This window comes from Lachnoclostridium sp. (assembly GCF_031997925.1).
In the GTDB taxonomy this organism is placed as follows: Bacteria; Bacillota; Clostridia; order Lachnospirales; family Lachnospiraceae; genus Lachnoclostridium.
In genome coordinates, this window is the sequence record NZ_DAMADT010000018.1 from 6,282 (window position 1) to 31,867 (window position 25,586).

The 25,586-nt window shown below is 35.3% G+C and carries 22 protein-coding genes; 19 read left to right on the forward strand and 3 right to left on the reverse strand.

The window, feature by feature from the left end:
- Positions 1-1,384 (forward strand): oxaloacetate decarboxylase subunit alpha (locus RTP52_RS12220; RefSeq protein ID WP_312371646.1); only part of this gene is annotated, 1,384 nt, incomplete at its 5' end.
- A gap of 501 nt (positions 1,385-1,885) precedes the next feature.
- On the opposite strand, the gene RTP52_RS12225 is transcribed toward RTP52_RS12220, so the two are convergent.
- Positions 1,886-2,785, reverse strand: coding sequence for a LysR family transcriptional regulator (locus RTP52_RS12225; RefSeq protein ID WP_312371648.1), 900 nt, complete (start codon positions 2,783-2,785; stop codon positions 1,886-1,888).
- Between the two features lie 275 nt (positions 2,786-3,060).
- On the opposite strand from RTP52_RS12225, the gene RTP52_RS12230 reads away from it, so the two are divergent.
- The 11 genes from RTP52_RS12230 (at position 3,061) to RTP52_RS12275 (ending at position 17,585) form a co-directional block, all read left to right on the forward strand.
- A complete protein-coding gene (locus tag RTP52_RS12230; RefSeq protein WP_312371651.1) occupies positions 3,061-4,785 on the forward strand; it encodes an ABC transporter ATP-binding protein in 1,725 nt (574 codons plus the stop codon).
- Entirely contained in the window at positions 4,785-6,572 is a 1,788-nt protein-coding gene (locus RTP52_RS12235) for an ABC transporter ATP-binding protein (protein ID WP_331661448.1), read from the forward strand. The genes RTP52_RS12230 and RTP52_RS12235 overlap by 1 nt, the downstream gene beginning before the upstream one ends.
- A 257-nt stretch (positions 6,573-6,829) precedes the next feature.
- Entirely contained in the window at positions 6,830-8,233 is a 1,404-nt protein-coding gene (locus RTP52_RS12240; RefSeq protein WP_312371653.1) for an Ig-like domain-containing protein, read from the forward strand.
- 213 nt (positions 8,234-8,446) lie between these two features.
- The gene (locus RTP52_RS12245) at positions 8,447-9,238 is read left to right on the forward strand and encodes a hypothetical protein (RefSeq protein WP_312371655.1); all 792 of its coding nucleotides are present in this window, start codon (positions 8,447-8,449) and stop codon (positions 9,236-9,238) included.
- Between the two features lie 191 nt (positions 9,239-9,429).
- Positions 9,430-10,320, forward strand: a complete 891-nt coding sequence (locus RTP52_RS12250) for a metallophosphoesterase (protein WP_312371657.1) — start codon at positions 9,430-9,432, stop codon at positions 10,318-10,320.
- 83 nt (positions 10,321-10,403) lie between these two features.
- Positions 10,404-11,120: a TrmH family RNA methyltransferase gene (locus RTP52_RS12255; RefSeq protein ID WP_312371659.1), complete on the forward strand. Its 717-nt coding sequence runs from the start codon at positions 10,404-10,406 to the stop codon at positions 11,118-11,120.
- Positions 11,121-11,582: 462 nt separating this feature from the next.
- A complete protein-coding gene (locus RTP52_RS12260) occupies positions 11,583-13,571 on the forward strand; it encodes a leucine-rich repeat domain-containing protein (RefSeq protein ID WP_312371661.1) in 1,989 nt (662 codons plus the stop codon).
- A 609-nt stretch (positions 13,572-14,180) separates the two neighbouring features.
- The gene (locus tag RTP52_RS12265) at positions 14,181-15,581 is read left to right on the forward strand and encodes an NADP-dependent glyceraldehyde-3-phosphate dehydrogenase (protein WP_312371663.1); all 1,401 of its coding nucleotides are present in this window, start codon (positions 14,181-14,183) and stop codon (positions 15,579-15,581) included.
- 170 nt (positions 15,582-15,751) lie between these two features.
- The gene (locus tag RTP52_RS20280) at positions 15,752-15,910 is read left to right on the forward strand and encodes a hypothetical protein (RefSeq protein WP_331661452.1); all 159 of its coding nucleotides are present in this window, start codon (positions 15,752-15,754) and stop codon (positions 15,908-15,910) included.
- Positions 15,907-16,602: a GNAT family N-acetyltransferase gene (locus RTP52_RS12270; RefSeq protein ID WP_331661478.1), complete on the forward strand. Its 696-nt coding sequence runs from the start codon at positions 15,907-15,909 to the stop codon at positions 16,600-16,602. The genes RTP52_RS20280 and RTP52_RS12270 overlap by 4 nt, the downstream gene beginning before the upstream one ends.
- 221 nt (positions 16,603-16,823) lie before the next feature.
- Positions 16,824-17,585: a DODA-type extradiol aromatic ring-opening family dioxygenase gene (locus RTP52_RS12275; protein ID WP_312103480.1), complete on the forward strand. Its 762-nt coding sequence runs from the start codon at positions 16,824-16,826 to the stop codon at positions 17,583-17,585.
- A gap of 258 nt (positions 17,586-17,843) precedes the next feature.
- Here the strand turns inward: RTP52_RS12275 and RTP52_RS12280 are convergent, their stop codons facing one another.
- Together RTP52_RS12280 and RTP52_RS12285 are read right to left on the reverse strand one after the other, a co-directional pair.
- A complete protein-coding gene (locus RTP52_RS12280) occupies positions 17,844-18,743 on the reverse strand; it encodes an acyltransferase domain-containing protein (protein ID WP_312371665.1) in 900 nt (299 codons plus the stop codon).
- A gap of 159 nt (positions 18,744-18,902) precedes the next feature.
- On the reverse strand, positions 18,903-20,519 hold the full coding sequence (locus RTP52_RS12285) for a DUF4362 domain-containing protein (protein WP_312371667.1): 1,617 nt from the start codon (positions 20,517-20,519) through the stop codon (positions 18,903-18,905).
- Between the two features lie 365 nt (positions 20,520-20,884).
- Here RTP52_RS12285 and RTP52_RS12290 point away from each other — a divergent pair, with 365 nt between their 5' ends.
- The 7 genes from RTP52_RS12290 to trmD form a co-directional block, all read left to right on the forward strand.
- Complete coding sequence (locus tag RTP52_RS12290) at positions 20,885-21,235, forward strand: VOC family protein (protein ID WP_312371670.1); 351 nt, start codon at positions 20,885-20,887, stop codon at positions 21,233-21,235.
- Positions 21,236-21,553: 318 nt separating this feature from the next.
- Complete coding sequence (gene ylxM, locus RTP52_RS12295; RefSeq protein ID WP_312103489.1) at positions 21,554-21,934, forward strand: YlxM family DNA-binding protein; 381 nt, start codon at positions 21,554-21,556, stop codon at positions 21,932-21,934.
- 54 nt (positions 21,935-21,988) lie between these two features.
- Complete coding sequence (gene ffh, locus RTP52_RS12300; protein ID WP_312103491.1) at positions 21,989-23,353, forward strand: signal recognition particle protein; 1,365 nt, start codon at positions 21,989-21,991, stop codon at positions 23,351-23,353.
- Between the two features lie 164 nt (positions 23,354-23,517).
- A complete protein-coding gene (gene rpsP / locus RTP52_RS12305; protein WP_012200423.1) occupies positions 23,518-23,763 on the forward strand; it encodes a 30S ribosomal protein S16 in 246 nt (81 codons plus the stop codon).
- A 16-nt stretch (positions 23,764-23,779) separates the two neighbouring features.
- On the forward strand, positions 23,780-24,010 hold the full coding sequence (locus RTP52_RS12310) for a KH domain-containing protein (RefSeq protein ID WP_012200422.1): 231 nt from the start codon (positions 23,780-23,782) through the stop codon (positions 24,008-24,010).
- Positions 24,011-24,247: 237 nt separating this feature from the next.
- A complete protein-coding gene (gene rimM, locus RTP52_RS12315) occupies positions 24,248-24,757 on the forward strand; it encodes a ribosome maturation factor RimM (RefSeq protein ID WP_312371675.1) in 510 nt (169 codons plus the stop codon).
- A gap of 42 nt (positions 24,758-24,799) precedes the next feature.
- A partial coding sequence (gene trmD / locus RTP52_RS12320) for a tRNA (guanosine(37)-N1)-methyltransferase TrmD (RefSeq protein ID WP_312371678.1) occupies positions 24,800-25,586 on the forward strand: 787 nt, incomplete at its 3' end.

Genomic DNA, 25,586 nt, shown 5'->3' on the forward strand with positions numbered 1-25,586 from the left:
GATTACCGAAACAATATTACGTGATGCGCATCAGTCATTAATCGCAACCAGAATGACAACTGAGCAGATGCTCCCTATCATAGATTTGATGGATAAAGTAGGGTATCATGCGGTGGAATGCTGGGGCGGTGCTACATTTGATGCATCTTTACGTTTCTTAAAGGAAGACCCATGGGAAAGACTTAGAAAATTAAGAGCAGGCTTTAAGAATACAAAGTTACAGATGTTATTCCGAGGCCAAAACATTCTTGGGTATCGCCATTATGCGGATGATGTTGTAGAGTATTTTGTACAAAAATCCGTAGCAAATGGTATTGATATCATTCGTATCTTCGATGCGTTAAATGACCTTAGAAATCTCCAGTGTGCTGTAAAAGCTGCAAATAAAGAAAAGTGTCATTCTCAAATTGCAATTTCTTATACTCTTGGTGATGCCTATACAACAGAATACTATGTAAATATGGCAAAACAAATAGAGGAAATGGGTGCAGACTCTATCTGTATCAAGGATATGGCAGGACTTTTAGTGCCATATGAAGCTACCAATCTTGTAACTGCAATAAAGGGAGCAGTTAAGATTCCAATCGATTTACATACTCACTATACTTCCGGTGTTGCAGGAATGACCTACTTAAAAGCAGTAGAGGCAGGTTGTGATATTATTGATACTGCCATGTCACCATTTGCTATGGGTACGAGTCAGCCAGCGACGGAGGTAATGGTAGAAACCTTTAAAGGAACTCCATATGATACAGGATTTGATCAAGATTTATTAGCTGAAATCGCAGATTATTTCCGTCCTATGCAGGAGGAAGCGTTAAAGAGTGGCTTATTAAATCCTAAGGTTATGGGGGTTGATATTAAGACATTATTATATCAGGTTCCGGGTGGTATGCTTAGTAATTTAGTATCTCAATTAAAGGAACAAAAAGCAGAAGATAAATATTATGAAGTATTACAAGAAATTCCTCGCGTTCGTAGAGATTTTGGTGAACCACCTCTAGTAACTCCAAGTTCCCAGATTGTAGGTACTCAGGCAGTTCTTAATGTACTTGCTGGTGAGAGATATAAAATGATTACAAAAGAAAGTAAGGCAATTTTAAGTGGTGAGTACGGTCAGACTGTAAAGCCATTTGATCCTGAGGTTCAGAAAAAAGCGATTGGGGATAAAAAACCTATTACTTGCCGTCCTGCAGATCTGCTTGAGCCAGAATTAGATAAGATTGAGCAGGAAATGATTGAATGGAAGCAGCAAGATGAGGATGTTCTATCTTATGCTTTGTTCCCACAGGTGGCTACGGAATTCTTCAAGTATCGTCAAGCTCAGCAGACAAAGGTAGATGTAACTGTAGCGGATACGGAGAATAAGGCTTATCCTGTATAAGCAAAGATTGTGGAGCATAGTATGCATCATGACAAGGGAAAGTACGCGTAGCGTACTTTCTCTATACTGATACCATTTCGAATGCTTTGCTTGGCGGTCAATATGAGTATCCACAAGGGGTATATTCCGGTGGTTAGGAAAGAAGCATCCACAGCATTAAAATAATAAAACAATAATATAGCATATAAAAAATACATCTCAAACTATGTGTAACTAATTTCAGAGCAATACTTAAGTTTAGTCTGCTCTAAAATAATACATTTATCAGAAAAATAGCAAAACCTGATAAGGTATAAATACACAAAGAGATGTATTTTTTATATTTTTGAAGTACTTACGAATTTTTAAATACTTGTCTTTTTTAGATGTACTTTCATTCATTATTTTTTTGTATTCTTGAATATGATGTTCCAACCTCGGCTTCTCTTGTAATATTCTTGATACGTCATAACTAACATGAAATCACCTCATGGTATTATATGCAAGTAGGGAATATTTCACTTATAGGGTTGCTTTTTTCTCTTTCAGATATTGTATGAATAAATTTCCGGATTTTGAGATATAACCACTTCGCTTATACAATAAGCAGATATCAGAATCTAAGCGGGATTCTTTCAATTCTAAACAAGTTAATAATTTTTCTCTTGATAATTGTTCTTCCCTTGTCATACTACGAGCAATAATCAGTCCAGCTGACTCTGGAATAATACCAATACCATATCCTTCATTTGCAAGACTTACTGTTGTTCTCGCATCGTCATTCATACAAAAGATATTTGGTGTTATACTATAAGAATGGCATAAATCATATATTACTTTCTCCCAGCGGCGATACAAAATAAGAGGTTGTTGTAAAAGAGATTTTATGTCCATTTGTTGAAAGTAGTTTTTATGACCAAAAGCCATCATGGACTCTTTTTTTAATATAAGAGAAGATAGGTCTTCTGCTTCATAGGGTGTTCTAACGATTGCAAGTTCAATTAGGTTATTACGTAATTTTTGAATCTGTTCATAAGTATTTCCCTCAAAGAGATCATAACGAATCTCTTTGTATTGTTTATGAAAATCTGGCATGAGATTGTATAAAAAGCTGTCAACGACAGAGGAAACTACTCCAATATGAAGGGTTCCGAGAACACCACTTGAATAATCAAGAAGTTCTTTTTTTGATAAATCCGTTAATTCTAATATAGTTTGAGCTCTTGCATAAAGAATCTTACCTTCCTGAGTAAGTTCGATCTTTCTGGAACCCCTTTCAAATAAGGTAACGGATAGTTCGTTTTCCAAACATTTCAGCTGAGTGCTTAATGGTGGCTGAGTGAGATTTAATTTTGTTGCCGCCTTTGAGATATTTCCTTCTTCGACAACACTTACGAAGTATTGAAGTTGTTTTAAATCCATAAGAGACTCCTTCCTTCCTTTCTTTACTTGGATCATGTCTTGGGAGTTTGAGCAAATACATTATCTTAAAGTCTGCGATAAATATTTCAGTTTGAAAAAATAAAGAATACAGTAGCTGAAAGTTAGCAGAAGTACATAGCTTTAATTTAAATCTCATATATCTTTACTATACAAAAATAATATAGAAACTATAGGATATCAATAATATACGAATATCTTTATCTATGGTATGATATTAAAAGATATTTTACAAGCTTTTTTAAGGGAGGAAAATCGTGAAGCGATTGTACATTTACTTAAGGGATTACAAGAAAGAATGTGTTTTAGCGCCTCTTTTTAAGATGCTAGAAGCTTCTTTTGAGTTGATTGTGCCATTAGTGATGGCAGCAATGATTGATAATGGAATCGGACATAATGACAAATCATACATAGTTAATATGTGCCTTATTCTTGTTGCGTTAGGAATCATTGGGCTAGTATGTTCTGTAACTGCACAGTATTATTCAGCAAAGGCAGCGGTAGGATTTGCAACAAAGTTAAGACATGCTTTATTTGCACATTTGATGAATTTGTCATTTACTGAAATTGATACCCTTGGTACCTCAACCATGATTACAAGAATGACGAGTGATGTAAATCAGACACAAACAGGGGTAAATATGGTGTTACGCCTATTTTTACGTTCTCCATTTGTTGTATTTGGAGCAATGATTATGGCATTCACGATTGACACAAAATCAGCATGTATTTTTTTAATTGCCATTATCCTATTGTCTATCGTGGTCTTTGGTATTATGGCTATCAGTATTCCAATGTTAAAGCGGGTACAAAAAAACTTGGATTCTGTATTACAGATTACAAGGGAAAACCTTTTAGGGACTAGAGTGATTCGAGCGTTTTGCAGAGAAGATAAAGAACGGAAAGAATTTCACCAAAGAAATGGAGAATTGACAGAAAAGCAAAAAAGTGCAGGCCTTATCGCAGCTCTCATGAATCCAGTTACTTATGTTATTATTAATATTGCGACAGCGTACTTGATTTGGATAGGAGCGGTACAAGTAGATCATGGGGCACTAACAAGGGGTCAAGTTGTTGCGTTATACAATTATATGTCTCAGATTCTAGTTGAGCTGATAAAGTTAGCGAATTTAATTATCACTGTTAATAAATCAGCTGCTTGTGCGAAACGTGTTGCGGATGTATTTGATATCACAAATAGCATGGAAGATGCGAACAACGGAATCGTAAATTTAGAGAAGGATGGTAGCATCGAATTTCGAAATGTAAGCTTAGAATATCAGGGAGCAGGGGAAGAGTCCTTATCGGATATCGATTTTACGGTGAAAAAGGGGCAAACAATCGGAATCATTGGAGGTACAGGATCGGGAAAATCTTCGTTAGTGAATCTACTTCCAAGATTTTATGATGTGACGAAGGGAGAGATACTCTTTAGTGGTCAGAATATAAAAGATTATCCGGTAAAAGAACTTCGAGATAACATTGGAATTGTAATGCAAAAAGCTGTTTTGTTTCAAGGAACAATTGAGTCAAATTTATCATTTGGAAAAAATGACGCAAGTTTAGAAGAGATGGAGGAAGCGATAGCAATAGCTCAATCTACGGATGTAGTAAATGCGAAAGGCGGTATCAAAGCCTCCATTGAACAAGGCGGCAGGAATTTATCTGGAGGTCAAAAGCAACGTTTATCCATAGCGAGAGCCTTGGTGAAAAAACCAGAAATCCTTATTCTTGATGATAGTGCATCGGCACTGGATTATGCAACAGATGCTAAATTACGTTCGGCAATCAAAAATCTTTCTTATCAACCTACTGTATTTATCGTATCCCAAAGAACAGCTTCCATTCTGCATGCTGACTTAATATTGGTACTAGATGATGGAAGGCTTGTGGGGAAGGGAACGCATAGTGAATTACTAGATACCTGTGAAGTTTATCAGGAAATCTATTATTCTCAATTTCCAAAGGAGGTGAAGTCTTAATGAATGTGAAGAAAAACAGAAGTGCAACCGAATTTATGGAAAATAAGAAGACAACACAAAAACAAGCGATTGGAAAGGTTTTAAGATATGTAAAACGTTATTGGGTTTTTCTTTCTTTTTCATTAATACTAGCACTTATCACAGTTGGCTTAACATTATATGTTCCGATAGAAATAGGTAAAGCAATTGATGAAATTGTTTATGGCAGTGTGAATTTTCCTGTCATACGTGATATCTTACTCCGAATTGTAATTATTGTTGGAATCACCGCTGTAGCACAGTGGTTCATGAGTATTTTGAATAACAAAGTAACATATGAGGTTGTCAGGGATATTCGTAAGGAAGCTTTTGAGAAAATAGAAGTCTTACCACTAAAATATTTGGATTCTCATCCATCTGGAGAGATTGTGAGTCGAATGATTGCGGATGTAGAACAATTTGCAGACGGTTTACTCATGGGATTTACTCAAGTCTTTACAGGAATTATGACGATAATCGGAACGTTAGTATTTATGCTTCGTTTAAATATAGGCATTACGTTCGTCGTTGTTTTGCTTACGCCAATCTCACTATTTGTAGCGAACTTTATAGCTAAGAAAACGTATGCTATGTTTCAAGCGCAATCAAAGACACGTGGGGAACAAACTGCTTTGATTGATGAGATGTTAGGAAATGAGAAGGTTGTGAAGGCTTATCATCAAGAAGAAGAGGTTATTAAGCATTTTGATGAAATAAATGAACGATTAGCGAAGTATTCATTGCGAGCAATTTTTTATTCCTCCATAACAAATCCAGCTACTAGGTTTGTAAATGGATTGGTTTATGCGGGGGTAGGATTCACGGGAGCGTTTGCAGCAATGAACGGAATTATGACGGTAGGTGCATTATCAAGCTTTTTAAGTTACTCCAATCAATATACGAAACCCTTTAATGAAATCTCAGGGGTTATTACGGAACTTCAGAATGCAATCGCTTGTGCGGCGCGTATTTTTGAGTTATTAGAAGAACCCGTTGAAATTCCAGATAGTAAAGATGCGGTAGTTTTAAACGATGTAAAAGGTAATGTGGAATGTAATGAGGTTGATTTTTCCTATGATAAAACGAAAAAGTTAATTGAAAACTTAAACCTAAAAATTCATCCTGGGCAAAAGATTGCTATTGTTGGACCTACTGGGTGTGGTAAGACGACAATCATTAATTTATTAATGCGTTTTTACGAAGTAGATCACGGATCAATCTTAATTGAAGGAGAGGATATTAGAAATATAACGCGGAACAGTCTTCGTGGAAGCTATGGAATGGTGTTACAGGATACTTGGTTAAAGTCCGGAACAATACTTGAAAATTTAAAGATTGGAAAAGAAGATGCAACCAGGGAAGAAGTAATCAATGCTGCAAAAGAAGCTCATGCGCATTCCTTTATAAAGCGCTTACCGAATGGTTACGATACTGTCATAGGGGAAGATGGCGGTATGCTATCGGGTGGGCAAAAGCAGCTTCTTTGTATTACTAGAGTAATGCTTAGTTTGCCACCGATACTTATCTTAGATGAGGCTACCTCCTCGATTGATACGAGAACAGAGGTTAAGATACAAAGCGCTTTCCAAAAATTAATGCAAGGAAGAACAACATTTATTGTTGCGCATCGATTATCAACGATACAAAATGCAGATGTTATTCTTGTTATGAAAAATGGAAATATCATAGAGCAAGGAAATCACGAGGAGCTTTTAGCAAAGAAGGGCTTTTATAAAGAGTTGTATGAAAGTCAGTTTGCTGCTTCTTAACGAGCAATATAACCTTACAGAAAATATCCCCTGCTTTTTAGCGAAGCGGGGGACAGCTTCGTCTCAGTGGGTTTTCAAGCAACCACTGAGATAGGTACATGGTACTAATATTGCGAAGTATGCTGTATTCATAATGAGAGGTGTATTCTTGACCAACTCTAACATAGAGCCGATTAAGATAGACATATAATGGTACTTAAGATAAAATAAAGCTATTAATACATTACGATAAATGATTACAGAAAGGTGAGAATGTAATGAAAAGTACAATTATTAAGAAATGGCATAGACTCTTCCAAAGTAGTTTATACCAAAACAGAAAAAAATTATTACTATTCCCTTTGATTCTAATTTTATCTTGTATGATTGTTTCTAACCTTCCATTTCATAGTTTTCAATCAGAGAATGTGTTTGCAAAAACCACAGAAGAGATTACTCTATCGAATACCTCTGTAAATGTGATTGTTGGAGATAAAACAAAACTAACGATAAATGGGACAAAGGAAAAGGTTATATGGAGTGTAAAAGATAAAAAGATTGCAACGGTGAGCACCAGTGGTTATGTTAAGGGGATAAAGAAGGGGACAACAACGGTTAGTGCTAAAGTTTCCGGAAAAACATTTACCTGTAAAGTAACAGTGGAGCAACCAGTGTTAAGCTGTAATAGTTATCTTGGCGTGATCGATAATGAAACAACATTAACGGTTTCAGGAACGACGAAGAAAGTAGCTTGGACATCCTCTAATGAAAAAGTTGCTACTGTTACGAAGAGTGGTAAAGTGAAATTTCTTGCAAAAGGAAATGTTGTTATTACTGCTACGGCAGGAAACCAATCATATGATTGTTATTGTACGATTTATACTTCAGGCGATTTTCGCAAGTTAACTAAAACGGAAAAAGAGGTCATGAATAAAATTCAGCTAATCTTAGCAGAGAATATTACAAATCGTATGACTGCGGTAGAAAAAATTCGCTTTGTTCATGACTATTTGGTTTTACATACAGAATATAAAGAGCTTTCTTACAGATCATATCATCCAGAAGGTGTCTTGATTGATGGTATGGCGGTATGCCAAGGATATGCAGAAACGTTTGAGCTATTTATGAATTCTTTAGCCATAGAAAACCGTTTTGTTATAGGAACAGGCGGAGGTGTCTCTCATGCTTGGAATATGGTAAAGTTAGAGGATGGCTGGTATCATGTAGACAGTACTTGGGATGATCCAGTTCCAGATAAGGAAGGTAGGGTACTTTATACGTATTTCCTATTAAATGACGAAGAAATGAAGTCCTTACGGCATAAGTGGAAAGAAAAAGACTATCCGAGCTGTAATGCTAAGAAGTTCTTAACGATGAAGGATCTTTATACACAAGAGGTTAAAGAATTAGAGGATGAAAAATTAATCAAAGAATACCAAAAAAACGGAAATCTTCTAAAGACGTGGAAGGATTATAGCAAAGAATACGTAAAACGTTATCAACAAGGAGAAGATTGGGTTAGTCTTATGTACCCACAAAAAGATGCTGGTTCGGTATCGGAGATGGCTCTTGGAGTAGCGAAATTGCTTAATTATTACGGAACATTTCGTTATGAATATGAAGCTTTGCGTGAGGTGGGGGATTATTATATTCTAAAAATGAGAATTAGTTTTATTGATTAGATACTTTCTCATAGAATCATTTTCAAGTTGGTTTCTGCTATTTAAATAGCCTTAAATTAGTTTAGTTGTTAATATCTAATTCTATAGAATATACAGTTATGTTAAATAGTTAAATAACATGGAAAATAGGACTATATAAGAATTTAGAGTTCAAACTGTATGAAAATGAAACATAGGTAAACAATGTATGAATCCAGCGAAAGGGGAAAGAACATGGAAAACATGGTAGTGCCACATATTACAGTTAACATGATAGATCCTTTGTTGAATGTTAGTTTTATCACGAAATTTTTGGATCCGGAGTTTTTAGCAAAAAATAAAAGTAGACCTTTTTCTGAAGGTGTCTATGAGCTGTTGCCTTCTTTGCGTGGAAAGATAGAGGACACGATGACAAAAAATGAGATATATAACATTGTGGAACCAATCGTGTTAAGAGAATTAAGCTTACGTCAGGAAGAACTGAATCAAAGGATTGATACATTACAACAACAGTTTCAAAGCTTTGATAAAGAATTACTACATAATATGTTATCATTGTTTCATGCAACGTGGCCTAAGGAGCAGGAAGAAATTATCTGTTATGTTGGATATATACCAAGATGCCCTAGAAATTGCGTTACGAAAGAATTTTTTGTCACAAGCTCAATGGATATTGAAACGAATATAAAAGCATCGATTCATGAAATCAATCATTTTGTTTTTTATGAAAAATGGAAGCAGATGCATGGATTTCCAGAAGGAGTTGAGCCAATGCATCCGGAAATTTTATGGTTTTTGGAAGAATTGATTGTAGATCCGACTTTAAATGAACCTATGCTTCAAGAGATAGTACCGATTCCTCAAAAGGCTTATGAGCAATTCTATGTTCAAAAAATAGAGGGAACCACAGTAATGACACATGTAAATGAACTTTATAAACATAAGCTAAGCATTGAACAATTTTTAGAAGAAGCTCATGAATTTATAAAAAAGCATCATTTAACGTTGGTCAAAACGTGTGGGTAAGAGTTAGAGTTAGAGTGGAGAAGAACATTCCAAAGAGGTAATTTAGCTTTGGATGTTTTAACTTCACTCTTTTTATTTGGTAAGGAAAATTTGAAAAGTGTGTTTATTATTGCTACATCTTCTTTGATATTGAATAATATGGTTTCCCATTTTGGAGATACTAGTCTACAAAAGTAAAAAGGAGTGAAAAAATGCAGACGGATAAGCGATTAACGAAAGCATATAAGCATGCTAATGTAATGAATTTTGATAAAAACTCTAAGTTTATAATTTTTAGTGATATGCATCGAGGAGATGATTCTATCTCGGATGAATTTGCGAAAAATCAAAGTATTATGGTTGCTGCATTAAGGCATTATTATAAAGAAGGTTATACGTACATTGAGGCAGGAGATGGGGATGAATTATGGGAGCATCCAAGGTTTCAAACAATACGGGCAGCTCATACGGATATATTTACAGAGTTAAAGAAATTCTATCAGAAAAATAGAATGTTTATTTTATATGGAAATCATAACATCTTTTTAAGAAATCGATACTATGTTGCGAAGCGCTATTATTATTTTTATGATGAATATCTAGGGAACAGACAGAAGTTATTTCCAAACTTAAAACCAATGGAATCACTTCTGTTGCGAGAAAAACATTCGAAGCAAAAGATATTGATTGTTCATGGTCACCAAGGCGATTTAATGAATGACCAACTATGGTTAATCAATATGTTTTTCTTACGTTACTTTTGGAGATTTATGCACCTTGTGGGTTTTAAGAACCCATCTAGTCCAGCGAAAAATATCTATAAAAGGCATAGAGTTGAAAAAAATTATGACGTTTGGATTAAAAAGCACAAGGTGATTTTAGTATGTGGCCATACACATCGTCTAAAATTTCCGAAACCAGGAGAAGTATCGTATTTTAACAGCGGATGTTGTATTAATACAAAAGGGATTACTGGAATTGAAATTGTGAATAATAAGATTATGGTGGTGCAGTGGAGAATGGAGGCAGACGAAGAAGGAATCTTCCGTGCTGTTCGCCGTGTTATTCGTGGACCAAAACCAATAAGTCATTTCCGTCATTAAACGAAACTTAAGAGAAAGAGTGTACAAGTCATAAATTCTTAGTTATAATAAGAAGAGGATAGTACAAGCAGAAAGGGAAAAAGATGGAACCAATTAAGCCATATAAGAAAAGTTTTGAGTATTCCTATACATTAGGAGCTTTTCCAACCATAGAAATGATAAAGAGTAGACCTGATATTGTTAAAGGAGTATATATTCATAGCACGTTTACAGATAGAGAACATCTGGAAGCGATATGCAAAGAAAACCATATACCGGTACTTCAAGGGGATAAAACAATAGCAAAGGTTAGTGATAAAGAGAATGTATTTGTGGTGGGGGTTTTTGAAAAGTATACCTGTACCGTAGATACTACAAAATCTCAAATTGTGTTAGTAAATCCAAGTAATATGGGGAACTTAGGAACGATACTGCGAACAGCGGTTGGTTTTGGAATCCATGATGTTGTGTTCATCGAACCTGGAGCAGATGTTTTTAATCCTAAGGTTGTACGTTCCTCTATGGGGGCATTATTTCGTTTACGACATCAGTATTTTGAAAGTTTTTCTGAGTATCAAAAACAAAATCCAAATCATGAAATCTTTACGTTTATGTTAAATGGTAAAAAGCCGCTAACGATTAATGATTGCCCGAAACCAAAGCTTTTTTCATTAGTTTTTGGAAATGAAGCTACGGGGTTAGACGATTCCTATCTATCGGTAGGAACCAGCATCATTATTCCGCAATCGGAAGAAGTGGATTCTTTAAATCTTACAATTGCGGTAGGGATTGGAACATATTTATTTACACAAAACAGTTAACTTCAGTGTTAAACTTAAGTTAACGGAAGGTTAATTCTTATATTGAGATAAAAAATGATTATCCACTACTTAAGGCGATTAGGGATAATCATTTTTTACTTTGTACCTTTATTAATATATTAAATGAGAGTAATGCGATGATGAGCATATCGAGACTTATCTTGTGTTCTATGGTGTACCAGAAGGCGATATATGGGGATTTTAAAATCATCTTGTGATATAAAAATTGCTTATAAAGTTTGCATAGTATGTTGAAATCAGTATAGAAAAGTAGCTAGAGAAATCAATGTATATTCGCTTGTATCATCAGGGATTAAATGGTAATATTAATCAAGGAGTAATCGAGACGGGGTTAGCCTCCCGGAAGCTTTAGATTAAGCTTTGAAATTAACCAAAAAACTAATGAACAAATTATTTAGCGTCAATATTCAGCAACAAGACAAGAGAAAGGACGAATGAGAAGTGAAAAATCTAAAAAAAGTTATTTTATTTAGCATTACAATTGTGTTTATTATGTTTTATCCCGGTCAGGAAATTCATGCAGCTAAAAACTATAAGACATCAGTTAAATTAGATGGCTCTGATATTTATGATCCGGATAGAACAATTGACAAATGCATCATAAGTTACATCTGTTCTGATTTAGAAATAAGGAACTATGATGATATTGTGTTAATTGATAAGAAGGTTCAGTCGAGAGAAATATACGTTGATTATACTGCTAGATTTAAGAATACGGGATTGGAGGATGACTATAGTTACATAACAGTTAACGGAAATTATGGGGACGAAGAGCTAGAGGAGCAAATCAAAAAAGTTTTGTCTGAGGTGGAAAATGACATTGAGGAAATAATAGACATAGACTATGAGATACAATCGGTAGTTTATGAGATTACCTATCAATTCTATGAGGAGCCGGATCCATCCAAGGATGTTGTTACCAAAGAGGGGTTTGTGCTTCGAGATGCAACAACACTAGTTAAGTACCAAGGCTCGGCGAAGAATGTTGTTATTCCGAAAGGGGTTACCGTGATTTTGGAGGGAGCTTTTCTGGACTGTACCCAAATAACAAGTATAAAGGTACCTCAGGGGGTTACGAAAATAGGTGATAAAGCCTTTAGAGGTTGCACTAAATTAAAAACCATTTCACTGCCGGAAGGACTTGTGTCGATAGGTGAATATGCATTTGATAGCTGCGAAAGTTTAACAGAAGTTAAAATACCTAAAGGAGTTACTAAGATTAGTAGTATGATTTTTTATGATTGTATTAAGTTAACTAGTGTTTCTATTCCTGATGGTGTGACACTTATTGGTGATAATGCGTTCAATGGGTGCATTAGCCTTAAGTCGATTGAAATACCAGATAGTGTTACCGTGTTGGAAATGAGAGCCTTCATAGATTGCGAAAGTTTAACATCGATTAAAATTCCTGATGGTGTTACGAATATTCCAGAACAACTGTTTTTGGGTTGCTATAAGCTAAAAAAGGTAAATATTCCGGAGGGTGTTACATTAATAGGAATAAGAGCATTTGAATCTTGTAAAAGCTTAACCTCTATATATCTTCCTAAGAGTGTTACCTTTATAGGGCACTATGCATTTCGCGAATGTTATAAATTACAGACTGTAAATATTCCGAAGGGTGTTACAAAAATTAATTATTATACATTTTCATCTTGTCGAGAATTGACAAATATTGAAATACCGAATAGTGTTACAGAAATTGATTCTTTAGCATTTTCCAACTGTAATTTTAAGTCTATTGTTATTCCTAAGACGGTTAAAATAATTGGTCGGGGTGCATTTGCCGGTAATCCTCTTACATCTGTTATAATAGAAAACGGTGTGGAAGTCATAGGTGAGGATGCTTTTTTTAATTGTAATGACTTAAAATCAATATATATTCCATACAGTGTCACGACCATTGGTAAGTTTGCATTTGTCTGCGAGAATTTAAAAAAGATTACCATTGCAAATCCATGGTGTGAGTTATTTGAATATAAGTATGAGAATATTTTCTGTGACCAGACATTGGATGTAATACCAAAAGGTGTCAAGATACATGGTTACCTTGGATCGACTGCAAACGAACTGAGTACACTGCTGGGCCTACCGTTTGTTAAAATTGATAAAACAGAAATGGATTATCCTGAGCTAAAAAATAAACCTGTAATAAAAATAAAGGGAGTAAAAAGCAGCTATACATTAGGCGTTGGAAAGGAATTAAAAATACCTTATACAATTGAGAATGCTGGAGAAAAGATAGCTGTTGTTACAGGAGGAGATTATGAGACTGAGATCAGTGACGGTTTGTCTTTGGTAACTGAAGTTGCTAAAATTCAGAATGTAACACAGAAATATGTTATTATCAAAGGTGTGAATAAGGGAAAGGCAACTATTCAGATAAGAGTAGGTGCTGTAACCAAAGAATTTAAGGTTAATGTAAAATAGTAATGATAAGAGCGTAAGTCCGTTTCATGCGGCATGAGTGTCATCAGTCTAAGCTTCAATAAGATTTATTTTGAGTGCTTAGATCAGAGGTTTCTTTCCTTTTTGTTTAGAACCATCTCAGTTAACAAAGAAATGCTAACTGGGATGGCTTTCTTTTTTCTGTTTATAATAAGTGCTATAAGATTTTATATTATAATTTACAGTTCTCCTAAAAGGTAATAATAGGAACTAATACTATCTCTTAGCAGATTAAAGCTTATAAATCAATCGTTTAGATGGCAATAGGGGCTACCATAAAGGTTGGTTGATAAGGAATTGATAAAAGTTAAGAAAAATCACACTGCTTAAGCATTTGAAAGAAAGAAGGAATGAAAAAAAATTGAATTGACATATGCTTCTAATGGAAGTATATTGATATTAGTACACAGCGATTGCTAGATATTTTTAATAAAAATAGTAATGAAATTTATTATTGTGTATTCAATAAGAAGTTTTATTTAAGAAGTGACATGATTTCTTATTATAATCATATACAATAACAATAGTTATGAATTAAAATTAAAAAATAGCGTAAGAATGATATATGACACTTTTGAAAGGAGTGATAGAATGAGTGAAAATCATAAAGATAATAGAATAGAAATCAAATCACCTATCGATAATGAAGTATTAGGTACAGTTCCTGCGATGACAAGAGAGCAAGTGGATGCAAAACTAATCGAAGCCAGAAAAGCTTTTAAGGAGTGGAAGGGTATTCCTCTTTTTGAAAAGGCAGATAGAATTAATAAAGTTGCAGACTTATTGATGGAACATATCGATGAACTTTCTGCCTTACTTATGAAAGAAATAGCAAAGGATGAAAAGTCAGCTCGTTCTGAAGTTTCTAGGACTGCAGATTTTATACGATTTACTACTGATATAGCGAAAAGTATGCAAGGAGAAACGATTCAAAGTGATCGTTTTCCGGGCTTTAGTCAAGATAAAATATCTATGGTTACCAGGGTTCCTTTAGGTGTAGTACTAGCAATTTCTCCATTTAATTACCCAGTGAATTTAGCAGCGTCCAAAATAGCGCCTGCATTAATTGCTGGTAATACGGTTGTCTTTAAACCTGCAACACAAGGTTCTTTAAGCGGTGTTTATCTGGCAGATTTATTTTACAAAGCTGGTATTCCAGAAGGTGTTTTATCAGTAATCACCGGAAAAGGCTCTGTAATAGGTGACTATGTGGTAACACATAAAGGTATTGATTTTATTAACTTTACTGGTAGTACGGAAGTTGGTAAACACATATCTGAAATCACATCGATGGTTCCAGTTATGATGGAGCTTGGTGGAAAAGATGCTGCCATTGTTTTAAAAGATGCTGACTTAGATCTTGCTGCAAAAAATATTGTTGCTGGAGGTTATTCTTATTCCGGCCAAAGATGTACAGCAGTGAAACGAATTTTAGCAGATGAAACCATTGCAGATTCTTTAGTTGAGAAAATGAAAGTATTAGTTGAACAATTAAAGACGGGAAATCCTTCTGAAAAGGATGTTACGATTGTACCACTCATCAGCGAAAAGGCAGCTGATTTTGTGTGTGGCTTGATTGATGATGCACTTGAAAAGGGAGCAACTTTAATTACTGGTGGAAAGAGAAATGGAAACTTAATAACTCCAACACTATTTGATAATGTCACAACTGATATGAGAATTGCCTGGGAAGAACCATTTGGTCCTGTATTACCTGTTATGCGAGTTAAAACCGTCGAGGAAGCGATTAAAATTGCGAATGAATCGGATTATGGATTACAAAGTGCTGTATTTACTCAAAATATTAACGATGCTTTCTCAGTTGCAGATAAATTAGAAGTTGGTACTGTTCAAATTAATAATAAAACAGAACGTGGACCAGATCATTTCCCATTCTTGGGGGTAAAATCCTCAGGTCTTGGAACACAAGGAATCCGTTATTCCATTGAAACTATGACACGTCCTAAAGCTACCGTTATTAATTTACATTAATACGATATAGAGATCAAGAATTAATATGATTTAGAGATATAAGAATTAATAGGATACATGAATTCTTATATCTCTTTTCTTATTACCTCTATATGGAGTATGATTAAAAAAGGGATTAAGAAGTTTCATCATTACAAAGTACACTAAATATTTAGTAACGGAGGGATATAATGATTTGCTATAGGATGTTAAAGAATGTAGAAATGGAAACATTACATATTGCCTTTGTGGAAGCATTTTCTGATTATCAAGTTAAAATTGACTTACCTTTTTGGAAGTTTCATCAGATGTTAAAACGGAGGGGATTTGATCCTGAACTCTCTCGATAGGAGCATTTGAAGACGAGAGATTAGTTGCATTTGTTCTAAATGGTTATCGTGATTGGAACGGGAAGAAAACTGTATACGATCTTGGGACAGGTGTGGTAGTAGACTATAGAAGACGTGGTATTACAAGTGAAATGCTGCAACGAATCAAAGAAAAAATGAGAGAAAGAGGAATAGACCAGTATCTACTGGAAGTATTGCAGACGAATCAATCTGCAGTTTCACTATATCAGAAGCAAGGATTTCATATTCAAAGAACTTATTCTTGCTATCATTTAGATAAGAACAATTTATCTCAAAGTACTACATACAGCGTGGAAAGTGTGGAAAGCATCGAATTAGAAATGTTATATGAGTTTTGGGATTTTAAACCTTCCTGGCAGAATTCTATCGAATCTGTAAAAGCGGTATCGGAAGACTTTCATTATGCTATAGTAAGAAATGATAACATAATCATTGGCTATGGAATCATCGATAAAAGGACTGGTGACATACCTCAAATTGCGGTTCATAAAGAATATAGAGGAAAAGGGATTGCAAGCAGTATTCTATCAGAACTTGCTAAAAATACAGAAGCCATGAAGCTAAGCATACTTAATATTGAAATACCTTTAAGGTCAATGGAGGAATTTTTGTTAAAGGTAGGTTTTACCTCTTATGTAGGACAGTATGAAATGCTTTTAAAGGTGGAATAGTAGAATAGGGCTAACAAATACAGCTAACAAATAGAGCTAATAAATTGAATTATCGAATAGAGCTATCGAATACAGCTATCAAATAGAGCTAACAAATAGAGTTATCGAGAGTTAGCGAATAGAGTTAGCAAATAGAACTGGTTAAGCTAGAAATAAAAGATTGCATATATAGACTGAACATAGAATAAGGAAAAACAAATCAGTAAGGGAGGGAAAAAGATATGTTACCATCTTTATTTATATGTCATGGTGGCCCATCCATCGTATTTGAGAAGAACGAATATACCGCATTTTTGAAAGAATATAGTTCAAAAATTAAACCGAAGGCAATTGTTGTTTTTACAGCTCACTGGGAAAACGAAATTACTACAATTTCTTCAATGAATGGTGTTTATGACATGATTTATGATTTTTACGGTTTTCCAAAAGAACTATATGCTATTAAATATTTAGCAAAAGGATCTCCTGAAATTGCTTTAAAAGTAAAAAGTCTGCTTGAAAATAAGGGTATCGAGAGTTGTCTTGATGAAAAGAGAGGACTTGATCATGGAACATGGGATATCTTGTATCTCATGTTTCCGAAGGCAGATATACCTGTGATACAAATTTCAGTGAATCCATTTATGCCAATGGAGGAGCAATATAAAATAGGAGAAGCGTTAAAGTCCGTTGGTGAAGAGGATATTCTTGTCATTGGCAGCGGCTCAACCGTTCATAATCTGAGTACTCTAGCTGATGTAAAGGAGCCAATTCGCTGGGCTGTGGAATTTGATGATTGGTTAATTGAAAAGGTAGAAAACAAGAACCTTGAGGAGTTGTTTTCTTATCAAAACCTAGCTCCTCATGCGAAATTAGCTGTTCCCAGAGAAGAACATATTGTTCCGTTATTTATTGCTCTTGGAAGCGGGCAGAGAAAGGAACCGAATTTACTTCATCGTAGCTATAGCTTTGGAACACTTACGAATCTGGCTTTTGAGTTCTAAAATCTTATATTTTTATATGAAGATGGAATTTGCTAGAGGCTTTATGGTCGAAGTGGGACCTAGTTGACAAGATTAGAGAAGATATTAAGAAATTAAGAAAAGCTGATTTTCCTAGCTAAGTAAATATGTTTTAGGAAAATCAGCTTTTTTAATATAAAAGAAATTGTACCGCAATTTCCTATATATTTAGCAAGAATTAATCATTGAGAAACGTGTCTCACTCTTCGAACTTGTAAATTACATCATTTAAATTATAATCTATGAAATTATCTTTTCATCCTGAAACAAGAAGATACCTTTACCACAGCCCACCGGTTTTCCATTTAATAGCCAGTCTGCGTAAGCTCGTTGCAATGATGTAGTTCTTGGTAACTCGGATAATGGTTTATCTGTATCTTTGTAAAAAATTCTCCATAAATCATACTTATTTTCATCAATTTCTGTACTATATATGGTAAATAATTTTATAAAGTTTAAAATATTTGAATCCTTTGGAAGGAACTCTAAGTGATAAGGGAATAGTAACCAAGAGTCGCATACAAACACAGTAGGGCGCTCTTTAAAATATTCCTTATAAAACTCTGCAGCTTTGCCAAAGGAGTCCATACAATCTTGTACGGTTAATGGACCACTTGAGGGAATGTGCATATTTATTACAGGATCTCCTTTGGAAATCAAATGACCGCCAATAACAAGAGTAGTATCCTGTTCAACAATTTCATATTGAAGACGTCCAAGACCTACACGGGTTAATTGGAAAAATCCATCCTCCCACCATGGAACACAGTTCCCGTAAATATTATGTAACTTATAACACTCCAGCATCTTATACTTTAAATCGGCCATAGATTTATAAAATATTTCAATGGAATAATTTTTTGCTATGTATTTTTCTTTCATTATTTTGGATAGAGAAAGAAAGAAGAGAAGATATATGGTATAAGGGCTGAGATCTGTTTTTCTTGCAACCTCTTCTAATTGTGGATAACTGTCTTTAATAATAAATGTATCATCCACCTCATATTGCTTTACTATGGATTGAAATATGGAATTAGCATCTTGATTGGAGAGTAAAGTTTGATAAGCGGAGAGTAAATCATTGATAGCTTCTTTCGGATAATCATATTTCTCAAAAAATTCTATAAAGTAGTCGATCATAACCTTCCCTTTCTTAGCTACGAATTAGTATTTCATGATACATTATATCTCGAACCTCATAAGCTATCAATCTTTATTATTCCCGTGATAGTGTAACTTTATTAATTCCACTTTGGTGTAACTTTATCAATCCCATGATATTGTAACAGATAGAACTGATTACGGATTTTCAACATCATCGGATGGTGAAGGGATTCTACCAAGTTCACTTTTTAGCTCTACACCCTCACTGCCTTGCGTACCTTTGTAGATATTTTTGTCGTTACTCAAAAAATACGGTATTGGAATTCCTGCAGGTTCATAGTGGTCATATGGAATAAGAAAGTTGTACGTTTTTGTATAAATATCTGGCAAGCCGAAACGGTCGCGAGTGGTGTCAGTCGTAACTGTGAATAACGATCCGTCATACTGGTAATCGGTGATTATCGGGTCACCCTCGTCTGTGTAATCAATTGTTCGCATAAACGCCGCGCTTCCTGCGTGAACGCTCTTGTAAAAATCGTCCACTACCTGCTGATTATATATCTCTACACCATGGACATTTATATATACGCCATCGCGGATTGCGTCGTTTTTTTTGTCGTAAGTCCCATAGTCATCGGGTAAATCTTTAAGCGTTGGCTCACCGAATCTGTAAAGTTCGCCGTTTATAATAAGCAACTCGCCTGATACAAGTGGCTTGTTGCTGTTATACTTTGTCTGCGTCACCATCAACCGTCCATCCTGCAAAGATAGATAGTAGTCATAATACATTCTGTCTTCTAAAACATATTGTTTATCGTTAGCATAATCATACACAACGATATGTGTGTCAATAGCACCAAAACCCATACTGACAGTCGCGCAAAACTCTGGGATTCCATCGTTTGTGAGGTCAGCCAAGTATACATTCCATACGGGTATACCTATTATAAATTTTTGATCACCGGCCATAACCTCACCAGCTGTCCAAGTAAATGTCACGTCGGGGAAATATGGCAGTGTTAAATCATTACTTTTCCCCCATGGCATTTCGGCTTTGCTATAGTAATCTACCCATTCACATGGTTGATATTTCGGGGTTATGGAGAACCCTAAATAATCTTCTAGCACATAGCCTGTTGAGCCATTTAAGTGAAGCGGGAAAATATCACCACTCGAATTACATTCAAGTGTACATGTCATATTACCATTAGTATCATTAATCACTGTCAGCATATATTCGCCTTCTATATCAAAGACATGATAATCAGGGTCAATGTCAACGTGCGTGTACTTTATAAAATCGTCGGCCGTTAAATCTGCACCTTTTTTCGAAAGTTCACGCAGTATATCTAAAGTCAGTATTTCACCATCAACTTTGCTTCCTATGTTTAGGTAGTCGGAGTTTGACTGATACTTGTATGTATCACCGACCTTGACAAAGCCAAGGTTTACGGATTTAACAGTCAGTGTATTACCACCGTTTGAAATGGTAAAAGTAACACCTTTGTTATCTTCATAGGAAACAACAAGTTCATCACCGTTTACCTTATAGTGGCCTATACCAATAAGAGCGTAACTGCTGATTAGGGGCTGCGAAAGTTTTGCATTCCCATTTTGGTAAAGTATCACTGTGGGCATAGTTTCAAACGAATTTCCGCCTGATAAAACGTTTCTTTGAGGTGTTTCTTGAAGAGTGAATTCTCCATTGTAATTGTCATTCGATAAACGATTCATAACACATCCCAAGCCCACGATAACAGCCAAAATGATGGCGATACCTACTATGATACGGCTAAACAATAGCTTATCCATAGCGAATCCTCCTTGTGGTCAATCTTCGCCAATCTGTTGTCAGACATATCGTTTCCCTCCTATGGCTACTCTTAGTAGACCTTTGTTTATAGATTACTCAGAACCAATCTGAATGTCAAGAATGTAGTGTGAAAAATCAAGATTTTTCACACGGATATTTGTGCCTGCGTCGTCCTCGGCGTAAATATCCAGCCTGCTGAACAGGAATGAAATGTGGTATGAAAAATCAAGATTTTTCACACTGATATTGAACAGGTATGAGCGTAAGGAAAATGTAAGTTGGAATAATGGGGTATATTTGTTATAATTAGAATGTTAATGCATTTCGTTTTACGACTATTCGAAAAGGAGGGGACGGAAATTATATGAGGCTTGGAGAAGTTTCATTACTAACCAACCAAGTGATTCGAATGTCAGATTTTTATAAAGTATTACTTGAGGTTGAAAATAGTAGTAACGATGCCATTCATCAGACAATCATAGGACAGGAAACGATGTTAACAATCTATGATGATGGAAGTGTGAAAAATAACAAAAATCAAAACATCTGTATTGCTTTTACCGTAGAAGATATAGAAAGAGAATATGAAAAGGTGAAGGCACTAGGAGCAAAAATCAAAGAAGAACCTGCCATAAGACCTTGGGGTACCTGTAATATGAGTTTCTATGATCCAGATGGAAATGTTGTTTATTTACGTGAGTATTTAAATAAATAACACAAAGTAGTTCATCCTACGGTACATAAGTAAGTATCAAAGAGGACTTAAATAAGTTTTTTGGTAGTAAATAAAAAGTTTTTAGCGTAATAAAAAAATATTAGTAAAAAAAATAAAATTATTTAATGTAAATAAAAAATTATTTAGTGTAAAGAAAAATACTTGACAAACGATTTTAATTATTCTATAATAACTAACTGTAAAGGAAATTACTTTACAGATGGTGATTCGATGAGTCAAGTGATAGTTCAATCTTTTCTAGGTTTAGATAGGATTTGAACATCGGGTAAGTAACTATCAAAGGAGGGCAAGAAACAAATGGTTTTGGAAAACTCCAAGAGGGAAGATGACCGTTTACAAGAAGTTGTCACCTTGTCCATGTTATTTGACTTCTACGGTGAACTACTCGGAGATCATAAGAAACAGATTTTTTCAGACTATATACTAAACGATTATTCGTTAAGTGAAATAGCAGATGATACCGGACTTAGTAGACAAGGTGTACACGATATCATCAAGCGATGTACGAAAAAATTAAAAGAATACGAAGAAAAGCTGCGACTAGTAGAGAAATTCAATTCTACGAAGCAGAAAGTAAACCAAATAAAACGAATTTCAGAAGAGATAAAGCAGACAAAGGATTTAAGTAAAATTAACATAGTTGAACAGCTGTCTGATGATATTCTCAATGATCTATAAATGAATTTAAGCTAAAGACGCAGTAGGCGCTAAGACGCCAGAATTGAGGTTATTATGGCATTTGAAAGCTTATCAGAAAAATTGCAAAATGTGTTTAAGAACCTCCGTGGCAAAGGGAAGCTTTCTGAGGCGGACGTTAAGCTAGCGTTACGAGAAGTTAAGATGGCACTTCTAGAAGCGGATGTTAACTTTAAGGTTGTTAAAAACTTTGTAAATTCAGTACAGGAAAGAGCGATTGGTCAAGAAGTTATGACTAGCTTAACTCCTGGCCAGATGGTTATAAAGATCGTTAATGAAGAGATGGTCAAACTCATGGGAGATGAGACCACCGAACTTACGTTAAAGCCTGGTAATGAAATCACAGTTATTATGATGTGTGGTCTTCAGGGTGCTGGTAAAACGACGACGATTGCAAAACTTGCCGGTAAATTTAAAGCAAAAGGTAAGAAACCATTATTAGTAGCATGTGATATTTATCGTCCTGCTGCGGTAGACCAGTTACAGATTAATGGTGAAAAACAAGGAGTTCCTGTATTTGCTATGGGAACGAATCATAAGCCTGTGAACATTGCAAAAGCAGCAATGGAGCATGCCACAAAGAATGGCAATAATATCGTAATTATCGATACTGCCGGTCGTCTTCATATTGATGAAGATATGATGGATGAGTTGATAGAAATAAAGGAAAATGTTCATATCGACCACGTAATCCTCACAGTTGATGCAATGACGGGTCAGGATGCTGTAAATGTAGCGGAAACTTTTAATGAGAAAATTGGTATAACTGGAGTAATTCTTACAAAGCTCGATGGTGACACCCGTGGTGGTGCTGCTTTATCCATTCGCGCAGTAACCGGAAAACCTATTCTATATATTGGTATGGGAGAGAAGCTCTCTGATTTGGAACAATTCTATCCAGATCGTATGGCGAGCAGAATCCTTGGCATGGGTGATGTGCTTACCCTGATTGATAAAGTTCAAGCAGAAATTGATGAAGACAAGGCAAAAGAGCTAGAACGTAAAATCAAAAAAGCAGAATTTGATTTCAACGATTATCTAGACCAGATGCAACAGATGAAGAAGATGGGTGGAATTCAGAAATTGGTTGAGATGTTACCAGGTGGTATGGGTGGCATGGGAAGCAAAGCCAATATGAAAGACATTGACTGGGATGAAGGAGAAAATGCTCTAAAAAGCATTGAAGCCATCATTTACTCGATGACAAAGGAAGAACGTCGTAACCCAGACCTTCTTAATCCATCCCGTAAGAAACGTATTGCAGATGGAGCTGGCGTTGATCTTAGTGAGGTAAACCGTGTAGTGAAGCAATTCGGTGAAACTCGTAAGATGATGAAACAGTTTTCTGGTATGCTTGGAGGAAAAGGCAAGAAGAAATTCCGAATGCCATTTGGACTGTAACATTTGTGGGATATCTCACGTAGCTTAATGAAGTTTTGACTTGTATAATTTATGATGTCTCGTAGATTTTACAATTCAATTATAAATGATGTAGAATAATACGAATTTGATATTCGTATCATTTCTCAGAACTATATAAATTTTTTAAGGAGGTGAATTGTAACATGGCAGTAAAGATCAGATTAAAGAGAATGGGTCAGAAAAAGGCTCCTTTCTATAGAGTAATCGTTGCTGATTCCAGATCTCCAAGAGATGGTAAGTTCATCGCGGAAATCGGTACTTACGATCCTACACAGGAGCCTAGCGCTTTTAATGTAGATGAGGAAGCAGCTAAGAAGTGGTTAGCAGATGGTGCTCAACCAACTGAGACTATCAACAGACTTTTCAAGAAAGCCGGTATCGTGAAATAAGCGGAGGTGAAGAGTAATGAAGGAATTAGTTCAGGTAATTGCTATGTCACTCGTTGATCATCCGGAAGAAGTTGTTGTCACAGAAACTGAAACAGACAAGTCAATCATTGTTGAACTTAAGGTTGCACCGGAGGATATGGGGAAAGTAATCGGCAAGCAAGGCCGTATTGCCAAGTCTATACGTACCGTAGTGAAGGCTGCCGCAACAAAGGATGACAAGAAAGTCGTGGTAGAGATACTGCAGTAATCAGCGGAATTCTTTCACCTTACCGGATGGAAGGACGTTGTAACAGCTTTAGAATGTGCGCAGCAGGCTAATTCAGTTAGAACTATTCTAATTGATTGGTTTGCTGTGTTTTTTTCATATTTTTGTATAAACTATTATTAGAAAAATACGAAGTAAGATAGACGATTACTTTTGTGCTATTAAAACCTGTGTCACGATGTCTATCTGCAGTGGGACTGCATGGGAACGGAGGTAAAAATGGAAGATTTATTACGAGTTGGGGTAATCTCTTCTACTCATGGTATTAAAGGGGAAGCTAAGGTATTTCCAACAACAGATGATATGAAACGTTTTAAAAAATTAAAAATGGTTATTCTTGATACTGGAAAAGAACAAAAAGAGCTAGAGATAGAGAATGTTAAATTTTTTAAACAATTTGTCATTCTTAAATTCAAAGGCATTGATAATATAAATGATATCGAAAAATACAAAGGTAAGGATTTACTTATTACAAGAGAAAATGCAGTAGACCTTTCAGAAGGAGAGTTCTTTATCTGCGATTTGATTGGATTACAGGCAGAAGAGGAAGATGGAAGTTCTCTAGGTGAATTAACCGAAGTATTACAAACAGGGGCAAATGATGTATTTGTAATAAAAACAAAACAAGGAAAAGAAATTCTCATCCCTTATATCGATGACTGTGTGAAAAAGATAGATATCAATGAGAGAAAAATAGTGGTACATTTACTTCCAGGACTTGTGGAATAAACATACAATTTTCTTTCACACTTCAACCTTGGAGGATACCATATGAATTATCATGTAATGACACTTTTCCCTGACATGATTCATCAAGCGATGAATACCAGTATTATTGGTCGTGCAATGGAAAAGGGGCTACTTACAATTAATGCAATCGACATCAGAGAGTTTTCAGAGGACAAGCATCGCAGAGTTGATGATTATCCTTATGGTGGCGGCGCTGGTATGGTTATGGCACCAGGGCCTGTTTATCGTACTTATGAGCATGTGATGAAGATGATTGATCATAACAACGAGGTGTTAGCTCAGGAAAAAACTATGGAAATGCGGGATGAGATAGTTTCTGAAACGAAAAACGAAACCAGACGTCCTCGTGTTATCTATTTAACACCACAAGGGAAAGTATTTCATCAGAAAATGGCAGAGGAATTTGCGAAAGAAGATGATTTAGTATTTCTGTGTGGGCACTACGAAGGTATTGATGAACGTGTGTTAGATCAGATTGTAACTGATTATGTTTCCATAGGAGATTACATTCTTACCGGTGGAGAACTTCCAGTTATGGTAATGATGGATGCGATTTCAAGATTAATTCCTGGGGTATTAAATAACAATATTTCCGCTGAATTTGAATCGTTACAGGACAATTTATTGGAATATCCTCAGTATACCAGACCAGAAGTATTTATGGATCAAAAAGTACCTGAGGTTTTGTTGTCTGGTCATCATGCGAACATCGAGAAATGGCGTAGAGAACAATCGATTATTAGAACGTTAAAGAATCGTCCAGAATTGTTAGAAGAAGCTGTTTTAAGCAAAAAAGAAGAGCAGTTTT